The 18,641-nt window shown below is 58.5% G+C and carries 23 protein-coding genes and 2 tRNA genes; 15 read left to right on the top strand and 10 right to left on the bottom strand.

What is annotated here, in order from left to right; translation table 11 throughout:
- The first annotated feature begins 59 nt into the window (after positions 1-59).
- The gene (locus AC5YUO_RS01655) at positions 60-209 is read left to right on the top strand and encodes a hypothetical protein (protein WP_104679367.1); all 150 of its coding nucleotides are present in this window, start codon (positions 60-62) and stop codon (positions 207-209) included.
- 172 nt (positions 210-381) lie between these two features.
- Positions 382-1,032, top strand: coding sequence for a hypothetical protein (locus tag AC5YUO_RS01660; protein WP_496154036.1), 651 nt, complete (start codon positions 382-384; stop codon positions 1,030-1,032).
- A gap of 71 nt (positions 1,033-1,103) precedes the next feature.
- Here AC5YUO_RS01660 and AC5YUO_RS01665 read toward each other — a convergent pair whose 3' ends face one another.
- Positions 1,104-1,640 (bottom strand): DUF1269 domain-containing protein, encoded by a 537-nt coding sequence (locus AC5YUO_RS01665; protein WP_496154037.1) that lies wholly within the window; start codon positions 1,638-1,640, stop codon positions 1,104-1,106.
- A 230-nt stretch (positions 1,641-1,870) separates the two neighbouring features.
- Here AC5YUO_RS01665 and AC5YUO_RS01670 point away from each other — a divergent pair.
- The 3 genes from AC5YUO_RS01670 to AC5YUO_RS01680 all read left to right on the top strand — a co-directional run bounded on the left by AC5YUO_RS01670 (position 1,871) and on the right by AC5YUO_RS01680 (position 2,775).
- Positions 1,871-1,947: transfer RNA gene (locus AC5YUO_RS01670), tRNA-Pro, on the top strand.
- Positions 1,948-2,085: 138 nt separating this feature from the next.
- A complete protein-coding gene (locus AC5YUO_RS01675) occupies positions 2,086-2,346 on the top strand; it encodes a hypothetical protein (RefSeq protein WP_400812156.1) in 261 nt (86 codons plus the stop codon).
- Between the two features lie 225 nt (positions 2,347-2,571).
- Positions 2,572-2,775, top strand: coding sequence for a hypothetical protein (locus tag AC5YUO_RS01680; RefSeq protein WP_496154038.1), 204 nt, complete (start codon positions 2,572-2,574; stop codon positions 2,773-2,775).
- Between the two features lie 215 nt (positions 2,776-2,990).
- On the opposite strand, the gene AC5YUO_RS01685 is transcribed toward AC5YUO_RS01680, so the two are convergent.
- Positions 2,991-3,539, bottom strand: coding sequence for a dual specificity protein phosphatase family protein (locus AC5YUO_RS01685; protein ID WP_496154039.1), 549 nt, complete (start codon positions 3,537-3,539; stop codon positions 2,991-2,993).
- Between the two features lie 138 nt (positions 3,540-3,677).
- Positions 3,678-4,265: a YqaA family protein gene (locus AC5YUO_RS01690; RefSeq protein WP_003502297.1), complete on the bottom strand. Its 588-nt coding sequence runs from the start codon at positions 4,263-4,265 to the stop codon at positions 3,678-3,680.
- A 526-nt stretch (positions 4,266-4,791) separates the two neighbouring features.
- On the opposite strand from AC5YUO_RS01690, the gene AC5YUO_RS01695 reads away from it, so the two are divergent.
- Complete coding sequence (locus tag AC5YUO_RS01695) at positions 4,792-5,436, top strand: exopolysaccharide biosynthesis protein (protein WP_400812144.1); 645 nt, start codon at positions 4,792-4,794, stop codon at positions 5,434-5,436.
- A gap of 4 nt (positions 5,437-5,440) precedes the next feature.
- Here AC5YUO_RS01695 and AC5YUO_RS01700 read toward each other — a convergent pair whose 3' ends face one another.
- A complete protein-coding gene (locus AC5YUO_RS01700) occupies positions 5,441-5,719 on the bottom strand; it encodes a hypothetical protein (protein WP_496154040.1) in 279 nt (92 codons plus the stop codon).
- Positions 5,720-5,895: 176 nt separating this feature from the next.
- Between AC5YUO_RS01700 and AC5YUO_RS01705 the strand changes: the two genes are divergently transcribed.
- Positions 5,896-5,970, top strand: a tRNA-Asn gene (locus tag AC5YUO_RS01705).
- Between the two features lie 86 nt (positions 5,971-6,056).
- Here AC5YUO_RS01705 and AC5YUO_RS01710 read toward each other — a convergent pair.
- Complete coding sequence (locus AC5YUO_RS01710; protein WP_496154887.1) at positions 6,057-6,461, bottom strand: DUF2934 domain-containing protein; 405 nt, start codon at positions 6,459-6,461, stop codon at positions 6,057-6,059.
- Between the two features lie 170 nt (positions 6,462-6,631).
- Here AC5YUO_RS01710 and AC5YUO_RS01715 point away from each other — a divergent pair, with 170 nt between their 5' ends.
- Entirely contained in the window at positions 6,632-6,871 is a 240-nt protein-coding gene (locus AC5YUO_RS01715; protein ID WP_400812142.1) for a hypothetical protein, read from the top strand.
- A 57-nt stretch (positions 6,872-6,928) separates the two neighbouring features.
- Here AC5YUO_RS01715 and AC5YUO_RS01720 read toward each other — a convergent pair whose 3' ends face one another.
- From AC5YUO_RS01720 to AC5YUO_RS01730, 3 genes are all read right to left on the bottom strand, one after another.
- Positions 6,929-7,372 carry a TIGR02594 family protein gene (locus tag AC5YUO_RS01720; RefSeq protein ID WP_400812140.1) on the bottom strand — a complete coding sequence of 148 codons (444 nt, stop codon included), beginning with the start codon at positions 7,370-7,372 and terminating at the stop codon, positions 6,929-6,931.
- Between the two features lie 113 nt (positions 7,373-7,485).
- Positions 7,486-8,043 carry a methylated-DNA--[protein]-cysteine S-methyltransferase gene (locus AC5YUO_RS01725; protein WP_496154888.1) on the bottom strand — a complete coding sequence of 186 codons (558 nt, stop codon included), beginning with the start codon at positions 8,041-8,043 and terminating at the stop codon, positions 7,486-7,488.
- A gap of 137 nt (positions 8,044-8,180) precedes the next feature.
- Positions 8,181-8,462 (bottom strand): DUF982 domain-containing protein, encoded by a 282-nt coding sequence (locus tag AC5YUO_RS01730; protein WP_496154041.1) that lies wholly within the window; start codon positions 8,460-8,462, stop codon positions 8,181-8,183.
- Between the two features lie 188 nt (positions 8,463-8,650).
- On the opposite strand from AC5YUO_RS01730, the gene AC5YUO_RS01735 reads away from it, so the two are divergent.
- The 4 genes from AC5YUO_RS01735 to sseA all read left to right on the top strand — a co-directional run bounded on the left by AC5YUO_RS01735 (position 8,651) and on the right by sseA (position 13,453).
- Complete coding sequence (locus tag AC5YUO_RS01735; protein ID WP_496154042.1) at positions 8,651-10,105, top strand: cryptochrome/photolyase family protein; 1,455 nt, start codon at positions 8,651-8,653, stop codon at positions 10,103-10,105.
- 122 nt (positions 10,106-10,227) lie between these two features.
- Positions 10,228-11,265: a cysteine synthase A gene (locus tag AC5YUO_RS01740; RefSeq protein ID WP_496154043.1), complete on the top strand. Its 1,038-nt coding sequence runs from the start codon at positions 10,228-10,230 to the stop codon at positions 11,263-11,265.
- A 12-nt stretch (positions 11,266-11,277) separates the two neighbouring features.
- A complete protein-coding gene (locus AC5YUO_RS01745) occupies positions 11,278-12,015 on the top strand; it encodes an alanyl-tRNA editing protein (protein WP_496154044.1) in 738 nt (245 codons plus the stop codon).
- Between the two features lie 16 nt (positions 12,016-12,031).
- The gene (gene sseA / locus AC5YUO_RS01750) at positions 12,032-13,453 is read left to right on the top strand and encodes a 3-mercaptopyruvate sulfurtransferase (protein ID WP_496154045.1); all 1,422 of its coding nucleotides are present in this window, start codon (positions 12,032-12,034) and stop codon (positions 13,451-13,453) included.
- Between the two features lie 247 nt (positions 13,454-13,700).
- On the opposite strand, the gene AC5YUO_RS01755 is transcribed toward sseA, so the two are convergent.
- Positions 13,701-14,345 carry a dihydrofolate reductase family protein gene (locus AC5YUO_RS01755; RefSeq protein ID WP_496154046.1) on the bottom strand — a complete coding sequence of 215 codons (645 nt, stop codon included), beginning with the start codon at positions 14,343-14,345 and terminating at the stop codon, positions 13,701-13,703.
- A 52-nt stretch (positions 14,346-14,397) separates the two neighbouring features.
- The gene (locus AC5YUO_RS01760; RefSeq protein WP_496154047.1) at positions 14,398-15,282 is read right to left on the bottom strand and encodes a DUF4344 domain-containing metallopeptidase; all 885 of its coding nucleotides are present in this window, start codon (positions 15,280-15,282) and stop codon (positions 14,398-14,400) included.
- 163 nt (positions 15,283-15,445) lie between these two features.
- Here AC5YUO_RS01760 and AC5YUO_RS01765 point away from each other — a divergent pair, with 163 nt between their 5' ends.
- The 3 genes from AC5YUO_RS01765 (at position 15,446) to AC5YUO_RS01775 (ending at position 18,550) form a co-directional block, all read left to right on the top strand.
- Positions 15,446-15,913 (top strand): DUF1203 domain-containing protein, encoded by a 468-nt coding sequence (locus tag AC5YUO_RS01765; protein ID WP_496154048.1) that lies wholly within the window; start codon positions 15,446-15,448, stop codon positions 15,911-15,913.
- A 97-nt stretch (positions 15,914-16,010) separates the two neighbouring features.
- Entirely contained in the window at positions 16,011-16,346 is a 336-nt protein-coding gene (locus AC5YUO_RS01770) for a PilZ domain-containing protein (RefSeq protein WP_400812125.1), read from the top strand.
- Between the two features lie 215 nt (positions 16,347-16,561).
- Entirely contained in the window at positions 16,562-18,550 is a 1,989-nt protein-coding gene (locus tag AC5YUO_RS01775; RefSeq protein ID WP_496154049.1) for a bifunctional 2',3'-cyclic-nucleotide 2'-phosphodiesterase/3'-nucleotidase, read from the top strand.
- Positions 18,551-18,641 lie beyond the last annotated feature (91 nt).

An 18,641-nucleotide genomic window follows, 5' to 3' on the forward strand; every position in this document is an offset into this window, starting at 1 on the left:
CCTTACGCCATTTCATGCGTTTAGCCCCGGATTCTGATTGTCAAACGGGGAGACATCTTATGACGCAGACCAATAATCTCTATCTCATCATCGGCGCGCTCATCGTGGTCATCGCGGGCCTTGGCGTCTATGTCTGGCACGAGGAAAGCAAGCCGAAGGGGATCGAGATGAATATCGGCCCCAACGGCGTCTCCGTTCAGGAGAATTGAGCCGCAAGCGTCGCGCAAAGTCCGGCCATTAAGACCGGGTGCATCCCAAGCCGAACATGGCCGGGATTCATCCGGTCTTCTTATGAGAGGAGACGACAGGCGGGATCGATGCCCGCCGAGCCGGTTCGGTACGAATGATGCGTATCGCCCGATCAAGGAAACAGCGAACGCAATGGTCTCCTCCATCGACCTGTCCACACGCCTCACCGCCACCAGACTGGCCCTCAAGGCCATCAAGGAGCAGGAAGACAATTCCGCCGCCACCTCCTCCTCGACGCGGACGTCTCTCCTCGATTCCTACGGGCTCGCCACTTCCTCCTCCTCGTCTTCCACCAATACGCGGCTCACGCAGCTTCTGGCGCAATATGCCCAGACGTCGAGCGAGGATACGCAGACCGAAGATACGGATACCCAGCTTTCTTCCGGCGATATTACCAAGGCCGATTTCATGAAGGAACTGAAGGAGACGCTGGAAGAACTGACCAAGGATCCGGACAAGGCTTCGCAGGCCAAGGCCATGCTGGAGGCTTTGGCGGCCGGCACGCTCACCGTCTCCGATCCCGCCGAGGGTACGCAAATCAAGGCCTGGGATGTGGCTTCCGATACAGAGACCACCTCCAGACCGGCCACGGATATCGCCATGACGGGATGGAGCGACTTTCTGAAAGACCATCTCAAGCGCGACGGCTCGGCCTATGCGAGAAGCGAGACAGGCGCTTATGTCGATAGTGTTTCCGGCGACAACGCGTTTTTCGGCAGCGTCGGCAGCCGCTATTATTATCTCACCTGGCCACAGGCGAAAAACGGCACTTTGACCGTATAAGCCGAATTCGCCGACGCCTGAACGGATGGCCGCGACATGGAACATGCCGCAGACTCGTTTTCATTATCTGATCAGACGGCAGGCGCGGCAGCCGGTTCGGCTCCGCCGGAAAGCGCCTTTTGCAACTGTGCTTCCTGCGCCGGCGACAGCGACGTCTTGATGACCCGCCCGCGCAGGCCTTCCAGTTCCGCCAGCACCTTTTCCGGCTGCACCTTGCGGATCAGCACGAACAGCGCCGAAGAACCGTTGGGAATGGTTTCGCCGAGCGATTTGATGAAATCATCATCGATACCGAAATCCGTCAGCGACCCCGCAAGAGCGCCCGTGCCGGCACCGATCGCGCCGCCAATGGCAAATCCCGCCAGCGGATTGAGGAACAGCAGGCCAACGAGGCCGCCCCAGAGACCGCCGGACAGGAAACCGGAGCTTGCGCCGATCGCCGTCAGATTGACGCTCTGTTTCAGATGCACCTTGCCGTCTTCATCGCGAACGACGACCACGGCATCTTCCAGATCGACCAGATATTCCTTTTTCAGGCCTGCAAGTTTCAGAAGCACCCTATCGGCCGCTTCCGTTCCGTCAAAACCAACAACGACGAGTTCGGACATAGTTCGTCTCCCTGAGTTTCAATTCCGCTGCGATTGAACGCCGAAGCGGACGGCTTGTTCCGCCCATGATGGAAAGAGGATGTGTCATGCATTTGACGGTCGCTCATGCCCGGGGAACTTCTCCCGCTCCGCGCCCTTCCCCGCCATCCACACCCTTTGCTCCTTTTTTTATGAAAAGACCATTTTCCGCTTGCGCCCTAACAGGCTTATATATAAACGGCTTTCAGGTTCGGAGCGTAGCGCAGCCCGGTAGCGCACTTGACTGGGGGTCAAGGGGTCGTGGGTTCGAATCCCGCCGCTCCGACCATTAAAATCAGATAGATAGCCAGTTCCCCCAGAGCTGGCTATATTTGTTTTAGCTATCCTGTAACCAGTGCTATGCGCGAATTTAAACGACCGGCTTCGGCTGTGCATTTATCAAAGCCTGAGAATGAGGTGTGCCGAGATGGCCAAAAAACCGAAAATAGAACACTCGGAATTCTCGGGCGAGTTTGAAGACGACGGCATCACGGTTCTGGTTGATATTTATAGGCCCGCCGGCACCCAGCAGGATTGGACGCTCGAGGTTATCAGCGAGCACGACGATGTCACCACCTGGGACGAACCTTTCGCAACCGACAAGGACGCCTGGGAGGAATTCCTGGCCACATGTGAGAAAGACGGGATTCGCAGCTTCCTGGATGGCGAGGATCCGTCGGTTCATTGACGTTTGATTCCGCAGCGCCGGGCCGTGGAGGCCTGGGCTGGAATCCTATGCTCCGGCCTTTCTTTCTCGATCCATCGATTTGCGATCGGGAGCATTCTCCGCGTAGATTTCTGAAAATATACTCTGCACCGTGAAGCCGCCAGCCGTCGAACGATGAGGCGCATTGCCTTGTTGACTCTCTGCTAAAATTAGAACATTTAGTGAACAAAAGAGAGGTCATCCAATATGTCCGACGCTGAAAAAATCACCCCCATAAGGCCTGACGACATAGCGGGCTATGTCATCCAGTGTCACAACGGCGATGCCAAGGCTGCTGTCGAAGCTCTTCTCGGCGAAATCGAGCATTTGCAGGAACAGCTTTCCCTTGCGGTTGCCATCATGGGAAAGGGATATACGCGCGGATGGACGCCCGGCGCGGGACGGAGCTAGAATCATCCCTGCCACCATTCTTTGGCGCCATGACATATGCCGGCAAGCCTGATGATGGATTTGGTTCTTCAGGCAAAAGCCCGGCGCTGCGTCGGCTGGAGGCAGCCGGGGCGAATGGATAAGTTCAAGGCTGCGCTGTGACCCACCGGATGGCCAGATAAAAGGCGGCGCCGGCATCTGCTGCCTGCACCGCCTGCCCTAAACCCCATTCAATATTAGTTGGAGGCGACAGCGAAATCGTCGACGATAGGCATCTTTTCCGCGTTTTCCCAGGTCCGGTCCATGGCATAGGTTTCCGAGAGGTAGGGAATGCCGATATGGCCGAAGCGGAAGGAAAGCTGGCTTTCCGCCTGTTCCTCATCAAGCTTTGCCACGCGGCTGAGATAGAGCGCGGTGGCAAGACCTGTCCTGTCCGCGCCGGCCTTGCAATGGATGAGAATGGGCTTCGGTGCATCGCGCATGATCGCGACCAGCTCGTTGACCCTGTTCATGTCGAGTTCCTGGCTTGCCGACATGCCGAAATCGATGTGATTCAAGCCAAGCTCGCGGGCGGTTTCGACCTCGTCGCGATACCAGGACTTGGATTCGTTCGCGCCGCGCAGATTGATAACCGTCCTGATACCGTGGTCCTTGGTATAGCGGACAAGCTGCTCATTGCTCGGCTGGTTGGAGCGATAAAGCTGCCCCGCGACAACCTCGTGAAAATTGCCGAGGAGCTGAATGGCATAGAGATAACCGCCTGCGGCAAGCACAGCAATACCCATGCCCCCAAAGGAGCACTTCCAGAATCTTCGCATAATAAAACGGTTCCCTTATTCGACGAGAGAACCGATACAGGTGGATTCTGACAGTAAGCTGAAAGTTATGCGACAGTATTGTAAGAGTAGAAAAATTGCGCTTGGTCAACGCACGAAAACGTAGACCGCATAGACCGCGATAAGCGCGGCGGCGGCCGCCGCGGTGATGGCGCCGAGGCGTTTTTCGATGAAATGGCGGACCGGTTCACCGTATTTCTGCAGCAATCCGGCAAGGATGAAAAAGCGAGCGCCGCGCGTGACGACCGCCGAAAGAATGAAGAGGCCAAGGCTGATATTGGCCGCGCCGGAAAGGATCGTCACGACCTTGATCGGCGGCAGATGCGCGAGCCCCGATGTCACCAGCAGGAGAACGATGGTCTCGTAGTCCACCGAGTTTTTCAGGTGCTCGAAACTGTCGAGCTTGCCGTAAAACTCAAGAATGGGCCGCGCGAGGCTCTCAAAGGCATAGTGACCGAGGAACCAGCCGGCGATGCCGCCGAGAACCGAGGCGACCGTTGCCACGAGCGCATAAAACATCGCCTTTTTCGGCTTGGCCAACACCATGGGCAGGAAAAGCACATCGGCTGGCACGACGAAGACGGAGCTTTCCACAAAAGCGACGATCGCCAGCCACCATACGGCGGTTTTGCGCGCGGCGAGCGCCATCGTCCAGGCATAGATGTTTTTCAGCATTTCATGTCCCCGGGGAAAAGTGTTGCGGAGAGAAGGCAAGGCGGCGGGAGCCAAGGCATATTGGCGGTGATCCACGTGGTTGCCGACGGCAGCCGGCGGGCCGCAAAGCCCTTCCACGAATGAGGATTAGAGACAACGCAAGAGAATGGCAAATGTTGGAAGATTTATTTTTGCATCGCAAAAAATCATAAACGCAAGCATTTCCAGTCCTCACCGAAGACCGGTTGTTGCGGTGCGAAATTTCATCCTGCGGTAGATATACTCGCCTTTTTGCTGTAGAATAAGCGGTGGAGGAATGAGGAGGAAGTTATCATGGACTATGTAAACTTCGTTACATCGATCAATCCGGTCATACTTGTCATTCTGCTGGTGGTTCTTCTTGCAGGCGCCTACAGCAGCTGGGTTTCGCATTAAACAACGCGGAACCGCACGACCAAATGTGAAGAGGCTCCTTTCTATCAGCGATAGGCATCGGGCCGGATGAATGGTATCAATCCCGGAGTTAAATCAACTTCCGGGAAGCCGCATGACGAACGAATTCGCATTCACTGATACGTCTGAAAAGCTCAGCACGACGCTTGAGAAGCTGATAGGAAAACTGCAGGGCCAGACGATCACGTTGCGCGAGTTGATGGAAGCAATCGGCGAACAGGGCCTGTTGCTTATCTGTGCCATCGCCTCCCTGCCCTTTCTCATCCCGGTTTCCATTCCCGGCGTCAGCACGGTGTTTGGCGCGGCGATCATCCTTGTCAGCCTGGCCATCACCCTCAATCGCCTGCCATGGCTGCCCGCCAAAATCCTCGACCGGCAGATGGAGACGGCAAAGCTCGTTCCCGCCCTTCAAAAAGGCATCGCGATCGTCTCCAAGCTCGATGGTTTCATCCGCCCGCGCATTCCCGCGCTGACGACGGGCATCATCGCCAACCGCATAAACGGACTTGCGCTGATGACGGCGGGCGTATTGCTGATGATGCCGCTCGGTTTCATTCCCTTCTCCAACACCCTTCCGGGCGTCGCGATCCTGCTTTTTTCGGCCGGGATGATTCAGAGAGACGGCGTCACCGTGCTCGGCGGCTATCTTTTCCTGGGTCTGACGGCGATTTATTTCGCAGCGCTCGCTTATGCGGCGTTCTGGGCCGGCCAGGGCATCAGCAGCTCCATCGGCGCATAATATCCTATTGCCGGCCGCCATTGCGGGTGTCGCGGCGGTTCTGTCGCGATGCCCACCAGACCGCCAGCCGTCGCCGCCGGCGGCGAACCGCCGGCAGATCGTGGGAAAGCACGACGAGACCGAGCGGAATCATCCAGAAACCAAGCACGGGCAGGAAACCCAGCGTTCCGCCGACCACCAGAGCGGAGCCCGTCGCAATCCTGCCGACGCGCGAACGCGGCATGGCGAGGCTCCATTTTCCGACATGGAGGCGATGCGTTCTGTGGTCGATACCGAATTTCATTCCATCCTGCCCTTTTGCATCTGGCCTGTGGATAATTTTTTCACCGGCGATAAGCCCGGAAAATCGGGACTCTGGAGGGATAAAACAAGGGGAATGCGTTTTTTTTGAAAAAACCGCTTGGCAAATCGGAAAAGCATTTGTATTACCCCGCTCACACCGCGCCAAGCGGTGGACGTTCCCTGGTAGCTCAGCGGTAGAGCATTCGACTGTTAATCGACAGGTCGCCGGTTCGAATCCGGCCCGGGGAGCCATTTCTCTTAAAAACACCCCATAAAGAGCGTAAGACGGCTTTTTCCCGGCCGGATAGACGTATCGCGCTTTCCGCGCCTGAAAGGCCTCAGGCTTTCTTCGGTGCGCGTTTCGTTGCCTGAGTTGTATTGGTGAGCGCCGGTGGATCGCTTGCCGGGAAACTTTCTTCCAGGCTCTCGGTCAGATCGTCTTCCTTGTTCTTGCCGGCGGATTTCTGCTCCTTCTCAAGCGATTTCACTGCCGGAGACTTGGCCTTAGCCGAGGCCGCCTTTTTCGCTGGCGTCTTCTTCGCGGGCACCTTTTCTGCTGAAGCCTTCGTGGCAGCGGATTTCTTCACGCCATTGGCCCTTTTGGGTTTTACCGCTGCCGCGTCTGCGGAAACTTCCCGTTCCGCCTCGATCCAGTGTCTTTCATGATGCCCGTCGGGTCTTCCTTCCCTCTCCCATATTGCGCGCGCTTTTTCACGGATTGCGGCTTCGCGATCATGGCTCATAACGGGCCTCCCTTTTCGTGTTGCACTGATTTTGATTGTGCCACTGAAAAAACAAAAAAAGCCAGAGTTTGTTCCGCGCAAACCCATGACGAATGAGCATTTCCGCGTGAAAGGGAACCGTCATCGACCGCAGATCGTTTGCCCCGCAGACATTCGCAGGAGACCATTCCATGAACACACCGCAAAAGCCGAAAACCGGAGCACTGGACATTCGCGACGAGGATGTCGCCCGTTTCGAAACGGACAGAGAGCTGAAAGCCAGGGATGGCGAGATTTACCCTGATGAGAGCATGAGCCTGCGCGCGCGCCGGCAAGCGGCAAGGCAGCATGAGGATGCCTTCATCGTCGCCACCGACCTTGAGGACGACGACCAGCGCGAGGCGGCACCCGGCACCAGGGAGCAACCATAGGCCCAAAATGGAAAAGGCGGGTCAGAGCCCGCCTTTATCCAGGAAATATCAGGAGATTTATCGGCGAACCGAAACGATTGCCTTGCGGTTGAAGTTCGATACCTGCACCCGACCGGACTGGTTGCCGCCGAGGATCTGAGCGGTCTTGCCGCTCAAGCTCTTCAAGATGCCGGCGTGATAACCACGGCCGTTGCGAATGACGACGACATCACCCGGCTTGGCCTGACTGACGGGAACGGCGTAACCGAAGGATGTCCAGGACTTCGCAAATCCATAGGACTTGGGAGACTGCCGGCCCGCCTTGCTGGCGACCGCATGCAGGAAAAGGCCACACCATGGGGTGCTGCGGGGATTGGCACCAAGAATAGTCTTGAGGCTCTTATTGTTCTTGGACTCGTGAAGCCCAGTGTATTTTTCTGCCTGGTTCAGCATGCCGGCCGAGGCCGATGCAACGACTGTAAAAGACAAGGCAACCGATAGAATTAACGCGGATACTCTCAAACGTCTCGCCCTTATGTTAGAGGGCGCCCGTGTATTGTGACAATTTAGCGACAATTTGACGAGAAATGGGCAGAAATCAGACGCCTATTCATGCGGCCTGATCTGTCATTGCTTCAAAACAGGCTGCCCTGTGCCTCATCGGCACGGTTGCGGCCGGCATTTTCGAGATCCAGCATACGCAATTTGGTGGTGGTTCCGCCGGGCGCGGAGAAGCCGCCCAGCCTGCCGCCGGCGGCCAGAACCCGGTGGCAGGGGATAATGAGCGGCACCGGATTTTTCGCCATGGCCTGCCCGACATCGCGGGCCTTTTCCATGCCGAGGCCGAGGTCTTTCACGATACCGCCATAGGTCGTCGTGCGACCCCAGCCGATCTGCCGTGCAACCGCGTAGATATCGAGGAAAAAGCGCTCCTGCCCGGCCAGATCGAGCTCTACGGGGGTAAAATCAATCGCTTCGCCGCTGAAATACCGGGTGATCATCGCGATCACCTCACGCGTGCGTGTTTCCGGCACCGCAATCGTGGATGACGGCAGACGCCTGAGGAGAAGTCTTTCGGTTTCGCCTGCGTCCGCGCCGGGCAATTGCAGACGGGCTATGCCACGCCCTGCCCATGCGAGGCCGCAATGGCCGAGTGCCGTGGGAAAAACAATATAGCCATAGTGGTTGGTCATCGCATTCATTCATCCGCTTCCGGGCGCATACGATGCCATATCCTGCGTCCGAAACAACCCGTTTCCTGATCGCTAAAAAAACAAGGCCACCCGTTTTTGCCGGGTGGCCTTCCAGTGCATCAATCCTGAAAATACGCTCAGGATGCGATCTTGCTCTTCTCCCCAACCTTGTCCTCCATCAGGCATTGTGCCTGCCGGCTGGCGGCGACGAAGGCGGTGCGGGCGATCTCGCCCGCCACGTCGCCCATCAGCGAGGCGCGGCACAGGCGCAGCGCCTGCTCATGCGCCTTGTCGCCGCGCTCAGGCCATTCGTGCTGGAGAAAATCGAAGGCTTCGTAAACGCCGTTGAAAATCCGGGGAGCACCGTTTTCAAGGGATATGGTAACGGGCTTTTCCCACTTAACATCATTCAGCAACATTGATTGCACTTCCATGCTTCATTAACCCGCGACAAACGCCGGCTCCTCCAGTTGGTTCCCTTCACCTGCGGTTTCAAGAGCGAAAAAATAACCCTCGAGAAACCATGTGCCCCATCTTCCCATTGTAGCCGATTTGCGGAACAAAGCGGTTCAACACTCGTTCAAGCGGAAGTGAACCGGGTCCTTTCATGCCGACAACAGCCTCCCCCGCCATCGTCTGGTTCCGCAAGGACCTGCGCCTTTCGGACAATCTTGCTTTGCTTGCCGCCGTGGAGCATGGCGGGCCCGTCATTCCCGTCTATATCAGGCCCGTCCATATCAGGGAAAAATCCTCAGGCCCGCTCGGCGGCGCGCAGGAATGGTGGCTTCATCATTCGCTTGTCGCCCTCTCGGCGGCGCTTGAAAAAGCCGGATGCCGTCTGGTGCTTCTGAGCGGCGATGCCGAGCAGACGCTTCGGCACCTTATATCCGAAACCGGCGCAGAGGCAGTGTTCTGGAACCGCCGTTATGATCCTTCCGGCATGGCCACCGACAAGGCACTCAAACAGAAGCTGCGCGACGATGGCCTGACGGTTCGAAGCTTCTCCGGACAGTTGCTGCATGAGCCATCGCGTCTGCAGACGAAATCGGGCGGGCCTTACCGCGTCTATACGCCCTTCTGGCGGGCGCTGGAGGGTGGCGAGGAGCCACACGCACCGGCGGATGCGCCGAAGAGCCTGAAGGCACCGAAGGTGTGGCCGAAATCCGAGAAACTTTCCGACTGGAAGCTGCTTCCGACCAAGCCGGACTGGGCAAAGGATTTCAGTGACATCTGGACTCCCGGCGAAAACGGCGCGTTGGAGAAACTCGATGATTTCATCGATGGCGCCCTGAAAGGTTATGAAGAGGGCCGGGATTTTCCGGCAAAACCCGCGACTTCGCTGCTTTCACCGCATCTTGCCGCAGGCGAAATATCACCGGCGGCCGTCTGGCACGCCACGAAAGGGCTTTCGCGTCATATCGCTGCCAACGATATCAGCCGTTTCCGCAAGGAAATCGTCTGGCGGGAATTCTGCTATCACCTGCTGTTTCATTTTCCCGAACTGGACGAGAAGAACTGGAACGACAGTTTCGATGCCTTTGCCTGGAGAGACGATGAAAAATCCTTCAAGGCCTGGACCCGCGGCATGACCGGATACCCCATCGTGGATGCCGGCATGCGGCAATTGTGGCAACACGGCACCATGCACAACCGGGTGCGCATGATCGTGGCGTCCTTCCTCATCAAACATCTGCTGATCGACTGGCGGAAGGGCGAGAAATGGTTCCGCGATACGCTTGTTGACGCGGATCCCGCCTCCAATGCCGCCAATTGGCAATGGGTGGCCGGTTCAGGGGCGGATGCCTCGCCGTTCTTCCGCATCTTCAACCCGATATTGCAGGGTGAGAAATTCGACGGCGACGGCGATTATGTGCGCCGTTTCGTGCCCGAGCTTGAGAAGCTGGAGCGGAAATACATCCACAAGCCGTTCGAAGCGCCGAAAGAGGTGCTTAAAAAGGCGGGCATCACGCTCGGCGAAACCTATCCGCTGCCCATCGTCGATCATGCAAAGGCGCGGGAAAGAGCGCTTGCCGCCTATGGCGCGGTGAAGAAGGACACATAAAATTGGGTATCGGCAAAATTTTGCGTGGCTAAGCCGAAGCCGGGAAGATAATTTCTTGCCTTGAAGCGGTTGTAACGGGACATAACGGCACCTAATTTCCGCTCAGACAAGAAGGCTCGATCATGACCATTCATTCCTCTGCGCTCAGTGCCATCGGCAACACGCCGCTCATCCGTCTGAAAGCCGCTTCTGAAGCGACGGGGTGCGAAATCCTCGGAAAAGCGGAATTCCTCAATCCCGGCCAGTCGGTCAAGGATCGCGCCGCGCTCTACATCATTCGTGATGCCGAACGGCGCGGGCAATTGCGCCCGGGCGGCACCATCGTCGAAGGCACGGCCGGCAATACCGGCATCGGCCTGTCGCTGGTCGCCAATGCGCTCGGCTACAAGACCGTGATCGTCATTCCCGAGACCCAGAGCCAGGAAAAGAAGGACGCGCTGAAGCTTCTCGGCGCAAAACTGGTCGAGGTTCCGGCCGCTCCCTATTCCAATCCGAACAATTACGTGAAGGTCTCCGGCCGGCTGGCAAAACAGCTTGCCGCCACCGATGAGAATGGCGCGATTTGGGCCAACCAGTTCGACAATATCGCCAACCGACAGGCGCATATCGAAACCACAGCCCCGGAAATCTGGGACCAGACGGACGGCAAGGTCGACGGTTTCATTTGCTCGGTCGGATCAGGCGGAACGCTGGCGGGCGTGGCCGACGGCCTGCGCGATTTCAACCCTGATATCAAGATCGGCCTTGCCGACCCTGAAGGTGCGGCCCTTTACGAGTTTTACAAGCACGGCGTCCTGAAGTCCGAAGGTTCTTCCATCACGGAAGGCATCGGCCAGGGCCGTATCACCGCCAATCTGGAAGGTTTCACGCCGGACTTTTCCTATCGCGTCTCCGATGCGGAAGCGCTGCCGGTGCTGTTCGATCTGGTGACAAAGGAAGGGCTTTGCCTCGGCGGCTCCTCCGGTATCAATATTGCCGGCGCAATCCGCCTTGCCCGCGAGCTCGGTCCGGGGCATACAATCGTGACGATACTGTGCGACTACGGTAATCGTTATCAGTCGAAGCTGTTCAATCCGGCTTTCCTGCGCTCCAAGGGGCTGCCGATTCCGCAGTGGCTGGCGACGAAAAGCGAGATTGCGGTTCCGTACGAAACCGTTTGAGGACATGCCGAAATGCCTGTGAATGCCCTGTTCCGTGACGATTTTTATCTCTCAACTGTGGAAGCAATCGTCACGGCGGTGCATGAGGATGGTGGCATTGAGTTCGATCAGACCTGCTTTTATGCGACGTCCGGCGGCCAGCCGGGCGATAGCGGCTTTCTCGAGCGGGCCGATGGTTCGCGCATCGACCTCGGCGTCACCAAAAACGGTGCCGACAAGAGCGTCATCATCCATGTGCCGCTCGAAGGCCAGCCTTCTCCTGACATCGGCGAGAAGCTGACCCTGCATGTGGACTGGCCGCGCCGCTACAAGCTGATGCGCATGCACACGGCGTGCCACCTGCTCTCCGTCGTCTGCCAGTGGCCGATCACGGGTGCGGCCGTCGGCGAGGATGAATCGCGTGTCGATTTCGACATGTCGGAAACCATCGACAAGGACGAGGTGACGGCAAAGCTGATGGAGCTGGTGAAAGCCAACCATCCGGTCTTCCTGCAATGGATCACCGACGACGAGTTGTCTGCCAATCCGGGCATCGTCAAATCCAAGAATGTGCGCCCGCCAATGGGCCTTGGCCGGGTCAGCCTCGTCTGCATCGGCGAAAATTCCAGCATCGACAGCCAGCCCTGCGGCGGCACCCATGTTTCCGAAACGCAGGAAGTGGGCGATATTTACATTGCCAAGATAGAAAAGAAGGGCAAGGAGAACAGGCGGTTCCGCATTCGTTTCGGCGCGCCTGAAGCTGTTGCCTGAGATTGGGAGAGACATCGTGAGCACGGATAAGAGCCGTTTCGTCGTTTCGGCGGACTGGGTGGAAAAACAGCTCGGCACATCAGGGTTTCGTGTCGTTGATGCCTCCTGGTATCTGCCGGCGCACAAGCGCAACGGCGCGGAAGAATATGCGGCCGGTCACCTGCCCGGTGCTGTCTTCTTCGATCAGGACAAGATCGCCGATCATACGACCGGCCTACCGCACTCCTTGCCCTCACCGGAATTCTTCGCGGAACAGGCCGGCGCGCTCGGCCTCAGCGATGCCGATACGATTGTGGTCTATGACGGCCCCGGCTTCTTTTCCGCACCGCGTGTGTGGTGGATGCTCAGGGTGATGGGCGTGCGCAAGGCCTATGTGCTGGATGGCGGCCTGGATGGCTGGAAACGCGAAGGCCGGCCGCTCGAAACGGGCACACCGGAAATCGAGCCGGCGACCTTTACGCCTGACTTCAACGAAAAGCGCGTGACGTCGCTGGGCGCCATGCGCGGCATCGTCGACAACGGCGAAAAGCAGGTCGCCGACGCCCGTGGCGCCGGACGCTTTACCGGCGACGAGGCCGAGCCGCGTGCCGGCATGCGCTCTGGCCATATGCCCGGCGCGCGCAGCCTGCCCGCGACGGCCTTTTCCGAAAACGGCCACTTCAAGGACCTCACCGCCATTCGCAAGATGGTGACCGATGCCGGCATCGATCTTTCGAAGCCCGTCGTCACCAGTTGCGGCTCGGGCGTCACCGCCGCCGTTATCACGCTGGCGCTGGAATCGCTCGGCCATCAGGATAATTCGCTTTATGACGGCTCATGGTCGGAATGGGGCGGATTGCAGGATACGCCGGTGGTTACCGGTCCGGCAGATGCGATCCCCACGCTGTCGCACGGACCACTGAAGGCGCATGTGACGCAGCTGGAAATGACCGCACCGCCAAAGGTCAGCCTGCCGATCCCCGTCAACATCCAGACGGCGCTGATGCGGGTCAACAATATTCCCCTGCATTTCTACCGCTATCTTTACTGGCGGGTGGGGAAACGCTGGCACTGGCAAAAGCGCATGCGCATGAGCGATGCCGAGCTTTCCGCCATCCTGCGCGATCCGAAAAACAGCGTCACGGTTCTTTATATGAACGGTGCACCCGCCGGTTTCTTTGAGCTGAACAAGGCGAGCGACGACGTGACCGAGCTTTCCTATTTCGGGCTGCTCGAAGAGGCGATTGGCGCGGGCGTCGGCAAGTGGTTCCTGCTGCAGGCGCTTTACGCCGCCTGGCAGGACAATCCGCAGCGGGTGACGGTGACCACCAATACGCTCGACCATCCGCGCGCGCTGCAGCTTTACCAGATGATGGGCTTTTCACCCGTCGGCACCTATGAGGCCTGGGTTGAGCCGCTTGCCGATACGGAGCTTCTGGAGATATCGCTGCGTAATTGAGGCTTCGGCCTTCGAGAGCGGCACACGCCGTTCTTCGATACGGAGTGTGTGCCGTTCCTTCCCCCTCATTCCTGTGCTTGTCACAGGAATCCAGCCAGCCCAAATCCTTGGGCTGAAAAGACTCTTCCCGTCGCGCAGACGCGCGTCGACTGGATTCCTGTGAGAAGCACAGGAATGAGGGCGGAGGCAGGTGCCAGCCTCGTAAACCGTTGACCGGTTGGTGCGAAGCCCCAAAACAGCGTAATGCTCAAGCCTTCTCGATCATCAGATGCGTAGCGCCCTCTCCCGCCACCGTTCCGGTGCAGCGATAACCGAGCGCGGGCAAATCCAGCCCTTCGAAAAGCAGCTCCCCCTTGCCGAGAAACACCGGCGCAAGGGCCAGATGCAACTCATCGATCATGCCCGCCGCCAAATATTGCCGGATGGTGGAAACGCCGCCGCCAATGCGGACATCCTTGCCATTCGCCGCCGTCAGCGCCCGGTCGAGCGCCGTTTCGATGCCATCGGTGACGAAATGGAACTCGGTGCCGCCCTTCATCGCGAAGCAAGGACGTGCATGGTGGGTCAGGACAAAAACCGGGACATGATAGGGCGGCTCCTCGCCCCACCAGCCCTTCCAGCTTTCATCCGGCCAAGCGCCGCGCACAGGGCCGAACATGTTACGACCTAAAACCCAGGCGCCGATATTTTCGAAGCTCTTTTCGGAGAAATTCTCGTCCGTACCGGTCGAGCCGCCTTCCTTGCCGAACATGCGGTGGAAGGTGCGGGTCTTGAAAGCCCATTGGTGCAGCTCTTCGCCGTTCACGCCCAGCGGGTTCTGCAGGCTCTGGTCCGGTCCTGCGCCATAGCCGTCAAGCGAAATGGCGAAATTGCGAACGACGACCTTCGGCATGGCATTCTCCTCCCCATTCAGGAGGCAGATCACCAGCGTCCGGCAATCGACCTCAGATTTCCCGTTCCAGATTAACCGCCGTCGGAATTTGCCCGCCGGCGGCACCCTTGTCTTCTGTGACAGTGTTCAACAGGTGATCGGCAATCAGCTCCGCCTGGAACTTGCCAAGTTCGTAGCAATAGGTGATCTCGCGCTTTTCCGCCGACCAATAGACATCCGGACGGCCACAGGATTTGGCTGTCAGCTTGACGTCGCCGTTCAGGGCATAAGCGCCGAAACTGCGGCTGATGAGATCGAGAACCTTCGATTCCCTGACCATGATGGCATAGGGCTCAAGGTCAGGATCGCGCGGCGGCACGTAGCTGACGGAAAATCTGGAAGATGTCTGGCTGCGGTGGGGGGCGAGAAATTTCTCCCAGGCAGAAGCGACGCCCGGATAGGCGGCAGCACATTTGTCGAACTCGGCGTTGGGAAGCCCCATCATGGCGGCCAGATCGCCATAACCGTCCTTGTCGCGGCCGACCATCAGGCAGGCCATGTTGCGATCGCGGCTCCTGTCGGGCACCAGCGCGGAGAAGACCGGCGCTTCGTGCTCGGGCAAAGTCTCCGCCTCACGCGCCAAATACCAGCTGTCGGTGGCGTTGACGAGCGCGGTGTCGAGCCATTCCTCGTTGGCCTGCAGGATGAGCGTGCCCGCCAATTGATCGGCCGGTGCCTGCGCGCTTGCTGTTTCCGCCGTCCCGAAATCCGAGATCAGCATGCGCGCGCCCTCATGATAAAGCGAGAAGATCGCGTTGCCGATGACGAAATTGACCGCCTGCTGCAGCTGTTCGTCGGACAGGCCATCCAGACCGGAGGCGACCTGTGCCTCGGCCTCAATCGGAACCGTCAACGAAACGAAAGCCAGCGGAACGGCGGCCAGAAAACGACGGAACATAAAATCAGACCTTCCGGTAACGAGGAGCGTCACTGATTCCCGAAGCTAACGAGTCACGCAATGGGCTGGTTGCATCGCCTGTCAAGAATCGGGTGGATAGTGATCCGTTTCGGGACCATAGCTGCAAAGAAGCAACGCCGATGCCAACCCGGGAGGCCCGACCATGACCGATCTCGTTTTTACTGCAATGCCGGCTAAAGAAGCCGGGGCCTTCCGGGCGGGAGCCGCCGATGCCTATGGCAACCCGCCGGAAAAGGCCGTTTCTCCGGGCGGCATGCCCTGCCGCCATTGCCTTTCCCAGATCGGAAAAGGCGAAGGGATGCTGGTCCTCGCCTACCGGCCCTTTCCTTCGCTGCAGCCCTATGCGGAAACGGGGCCGGTGTTTCTGCATGCCGCCGCCTGTGAACGCTATCCGCAGACGGAGACCGTCCCGCCAATGCTGGACAGCCCTGACTACATCGTGCGCGGTTATGGGGCGGATGACCGCATCGTCTACGGCACCGGCGCGGTAACCGCGACGGGCGAGATCGTTTCGCGCGCGCGGCACCTTCTGGAGCGCGCTGACGTCGCCTATGTGCATGTGCGATCCGCCCGCAACAATTGCTACCAGTGCCGTATCGATACAGCATAATCGGCAATTACCTGCAATTTTAAGAGAAGAACTAAACGGCTCTCAAGCTTTCCGGGCCATGATGCGGGTATCGGAAACAATTGATTTGAGCAGCAAGATGACAAACAACCTCAACATGGCGACCCGGACCGCGCCCCGCAGCAAGACCAGAATTTTTGCGACCGTGCATTATTTCAGCCAGTCGACCAGAGGACGCGTGGTCGATCTTTCGGCAACCGGAATGGCACTCGAACTGGACGGGCCTTTCGCTGCCGCCAAGGGCAGCCGGGTCAAGGTGCAGAGCGACGATCTGGGCTTCATCGAGGGTGTCGTTCAGTGGCAGCACATGAACCGCCTCGGCCTGCAGCTCAAGCTTTCCACCAACACGCTGGCGCAGCTTTCCTCCTATTTCCGCTTCTTCCACGAAGAAGTAAAACCGACGCTGGCACGCTGACCCGCTGGTGCAGAAAACAGGAATGCGCAGAGCAGACGATGCGCATTCTCCGGCACGGCGACACCCGCGCCGCGCGCCCATGACAAAAAATTTATCAAACGGTTGAAAACAGGCCCATCTGTCACGGGCCTGTCATTTTGGTGATGGACTCCTCTGCGATTGCTTCTACCCTGTCATTTTTCCTGACAGAGCAAGCTTCATCCGAAGGAGTTCCCATGTCGTCGCTTCTCGCTCTCCACCCCATCACCCGCAGGTCGCTGCTGGGCGGCATCGCAGCCTCCTCGGCGCTGGTGATGCTGCATCCTTTTGCTGCACGCGCGGCGACCAATCAGGCGCATCTGCGTATCATGGAAACGACCGACATCCATGTTCATGTCTTTCCCTATGATTATTACGCCGACAAGCCGAACGACACGATGGGACTGGCGCGCACCGCCTCGATCATCGACACCATCCGCGCCGAAGCCGGAAACTCGATGCTGGTGGACAATGGCGACTTCCTGCAGGGCAATCCGCTCGGCGATTATATCGCCTATGAGCGCGGCATGAAGGCTGGCGACAAGCACCCTGTCATCAATGCCATGAACGTGCTGGGTTACGATTGCGGCACGCTCGGCAACCACGAATTCAATTACGGCCTCGACTATATGTCGAACACGCTGGCGGGCGCCGGTTTCCCTTACGTCTGCGCCAACCTCACCAAGGGTCAGCTCGCTTCCGATCCGAAAAACGACGAGCTGTTCTTCAAGCCCTATGTCATTCTGGAAAAGCAGATCCGCGACGGCGGCGGCGTAACGAGCCCGGTCAAGGTCGGCATCATCGGTTTCGTGCCGCCGCAGATCATGATGTGGGATTCCAAGAACCTGGAGGGCAAAGCCCAAACGCGCGACATCGTCGAGGCGGCGAAAGCCTGGGTTCCGGTCATGAAGGAAGAAGGCGCCGATATCGTCATCGCCCTTTCCCATTCCGGCATCGACGGCAAGGGCCAGACGGACCGCATGGAAAACGCCTCGCTTTACCTGGCGGGAGTGGAAGGCATCGACGCCATCTTCACCGGCCACCAGCATCTCGTCTTCCCGGGTCCGAAGACCTGGGACGGTATCGAGGGCGTGGATGCGCTGAAGGGCACGCTGCAGGGCAAGCCGGCGGTGATGGGCGGTTTCTGGGGCTCGCATATGGGCCTCATCGACCTGCTGCTCGAAAAGGACGGCAAGAGCTGGAAGATCGTCGACTTCACCTCTGAAGCCCGGCCGATTTATCACCGCGACGAAAACCGCAAGGTCGTCGCCGATTTCACGGACAAGGCGGAAGTCCTCGCCGCCGCCAAGGCCGATCACGAGGCAACCCTTGCCTATGTGCGCCGCCCGGTGGGCAAGACGTCCGCTCCGCTCTATTCCTATTTCGCGCTGGTAGCGGACGATCCGTCCGTGCAGATCGTCTCCAATGCCCAGACCTGGTACATCAAGGACATGCTGAAGGAAGGGCAATACAAGGATCTGCCCGTGCTTTCGGCGGCGGCGCCTTTCAAGTCCGGCGGTCGTGGCGGTGCGGATTATTATACCGATGTCCCCGCCGGTGACATCGCCATCAAGAACGTCGCCGATCTTTACCTCTACCCCAATACGGTGCAGGCGGTGCTGATCAACGGCGCGCAGGTGAAGAACTGGCTGGAAATGTCGGCGGGCATGTTCAACACGGTCGAGGCCGGCGCAAAGGACGCGCCGCTGCTGAATGCGGATTTCCCCTCCTATAATTTCGATGTCATCGATGGTGTCACCTATCAGATCGACATTTCCAAACCGGCGAAATTCGACAAGGACGGCAAGGCCGTCAATCCGGACAGCAACCGCATCGTCAACTTGCAATTTGAAGGCAAGCCGATCGATCCCGAGCAAAAATTCGTGGTGGCGACCAATAATTACCGGGCAAGCGGCGGCGGCAAATTCCCCGATATCGCCGGCGACAAGGTGATCTTCGTCGCCCCCGATACCAACCGCGACGTGATCGTGCGCTATATCATCGATCAGGGCACCATCAACCCGTCGGCGGACGCCAACTGGTCCTTCGCACCTGTCGCCAATACCACGGCGATCTTCGAGACCGGCCCCAAGGGTCGCCATTACGCGGCCGATATCAAGGGTGCGAAAATCGAGGATGCCGGTGACGGCGCGGAAGGTTTTGCGAAGTTCCGTCTCGTTCTTTGAGGGCTTCGGCCTTTCGGCTGCTGGCGGCAGGGGGAAGCTCTGCCGCCATCCTTGGGCTTGTCCCAAGAATCTAACCACGTCAACAAAATCA

It is taken from the genome of Agrobacterium sp. LEGMi-208b, from assembly GCF_059511785.1.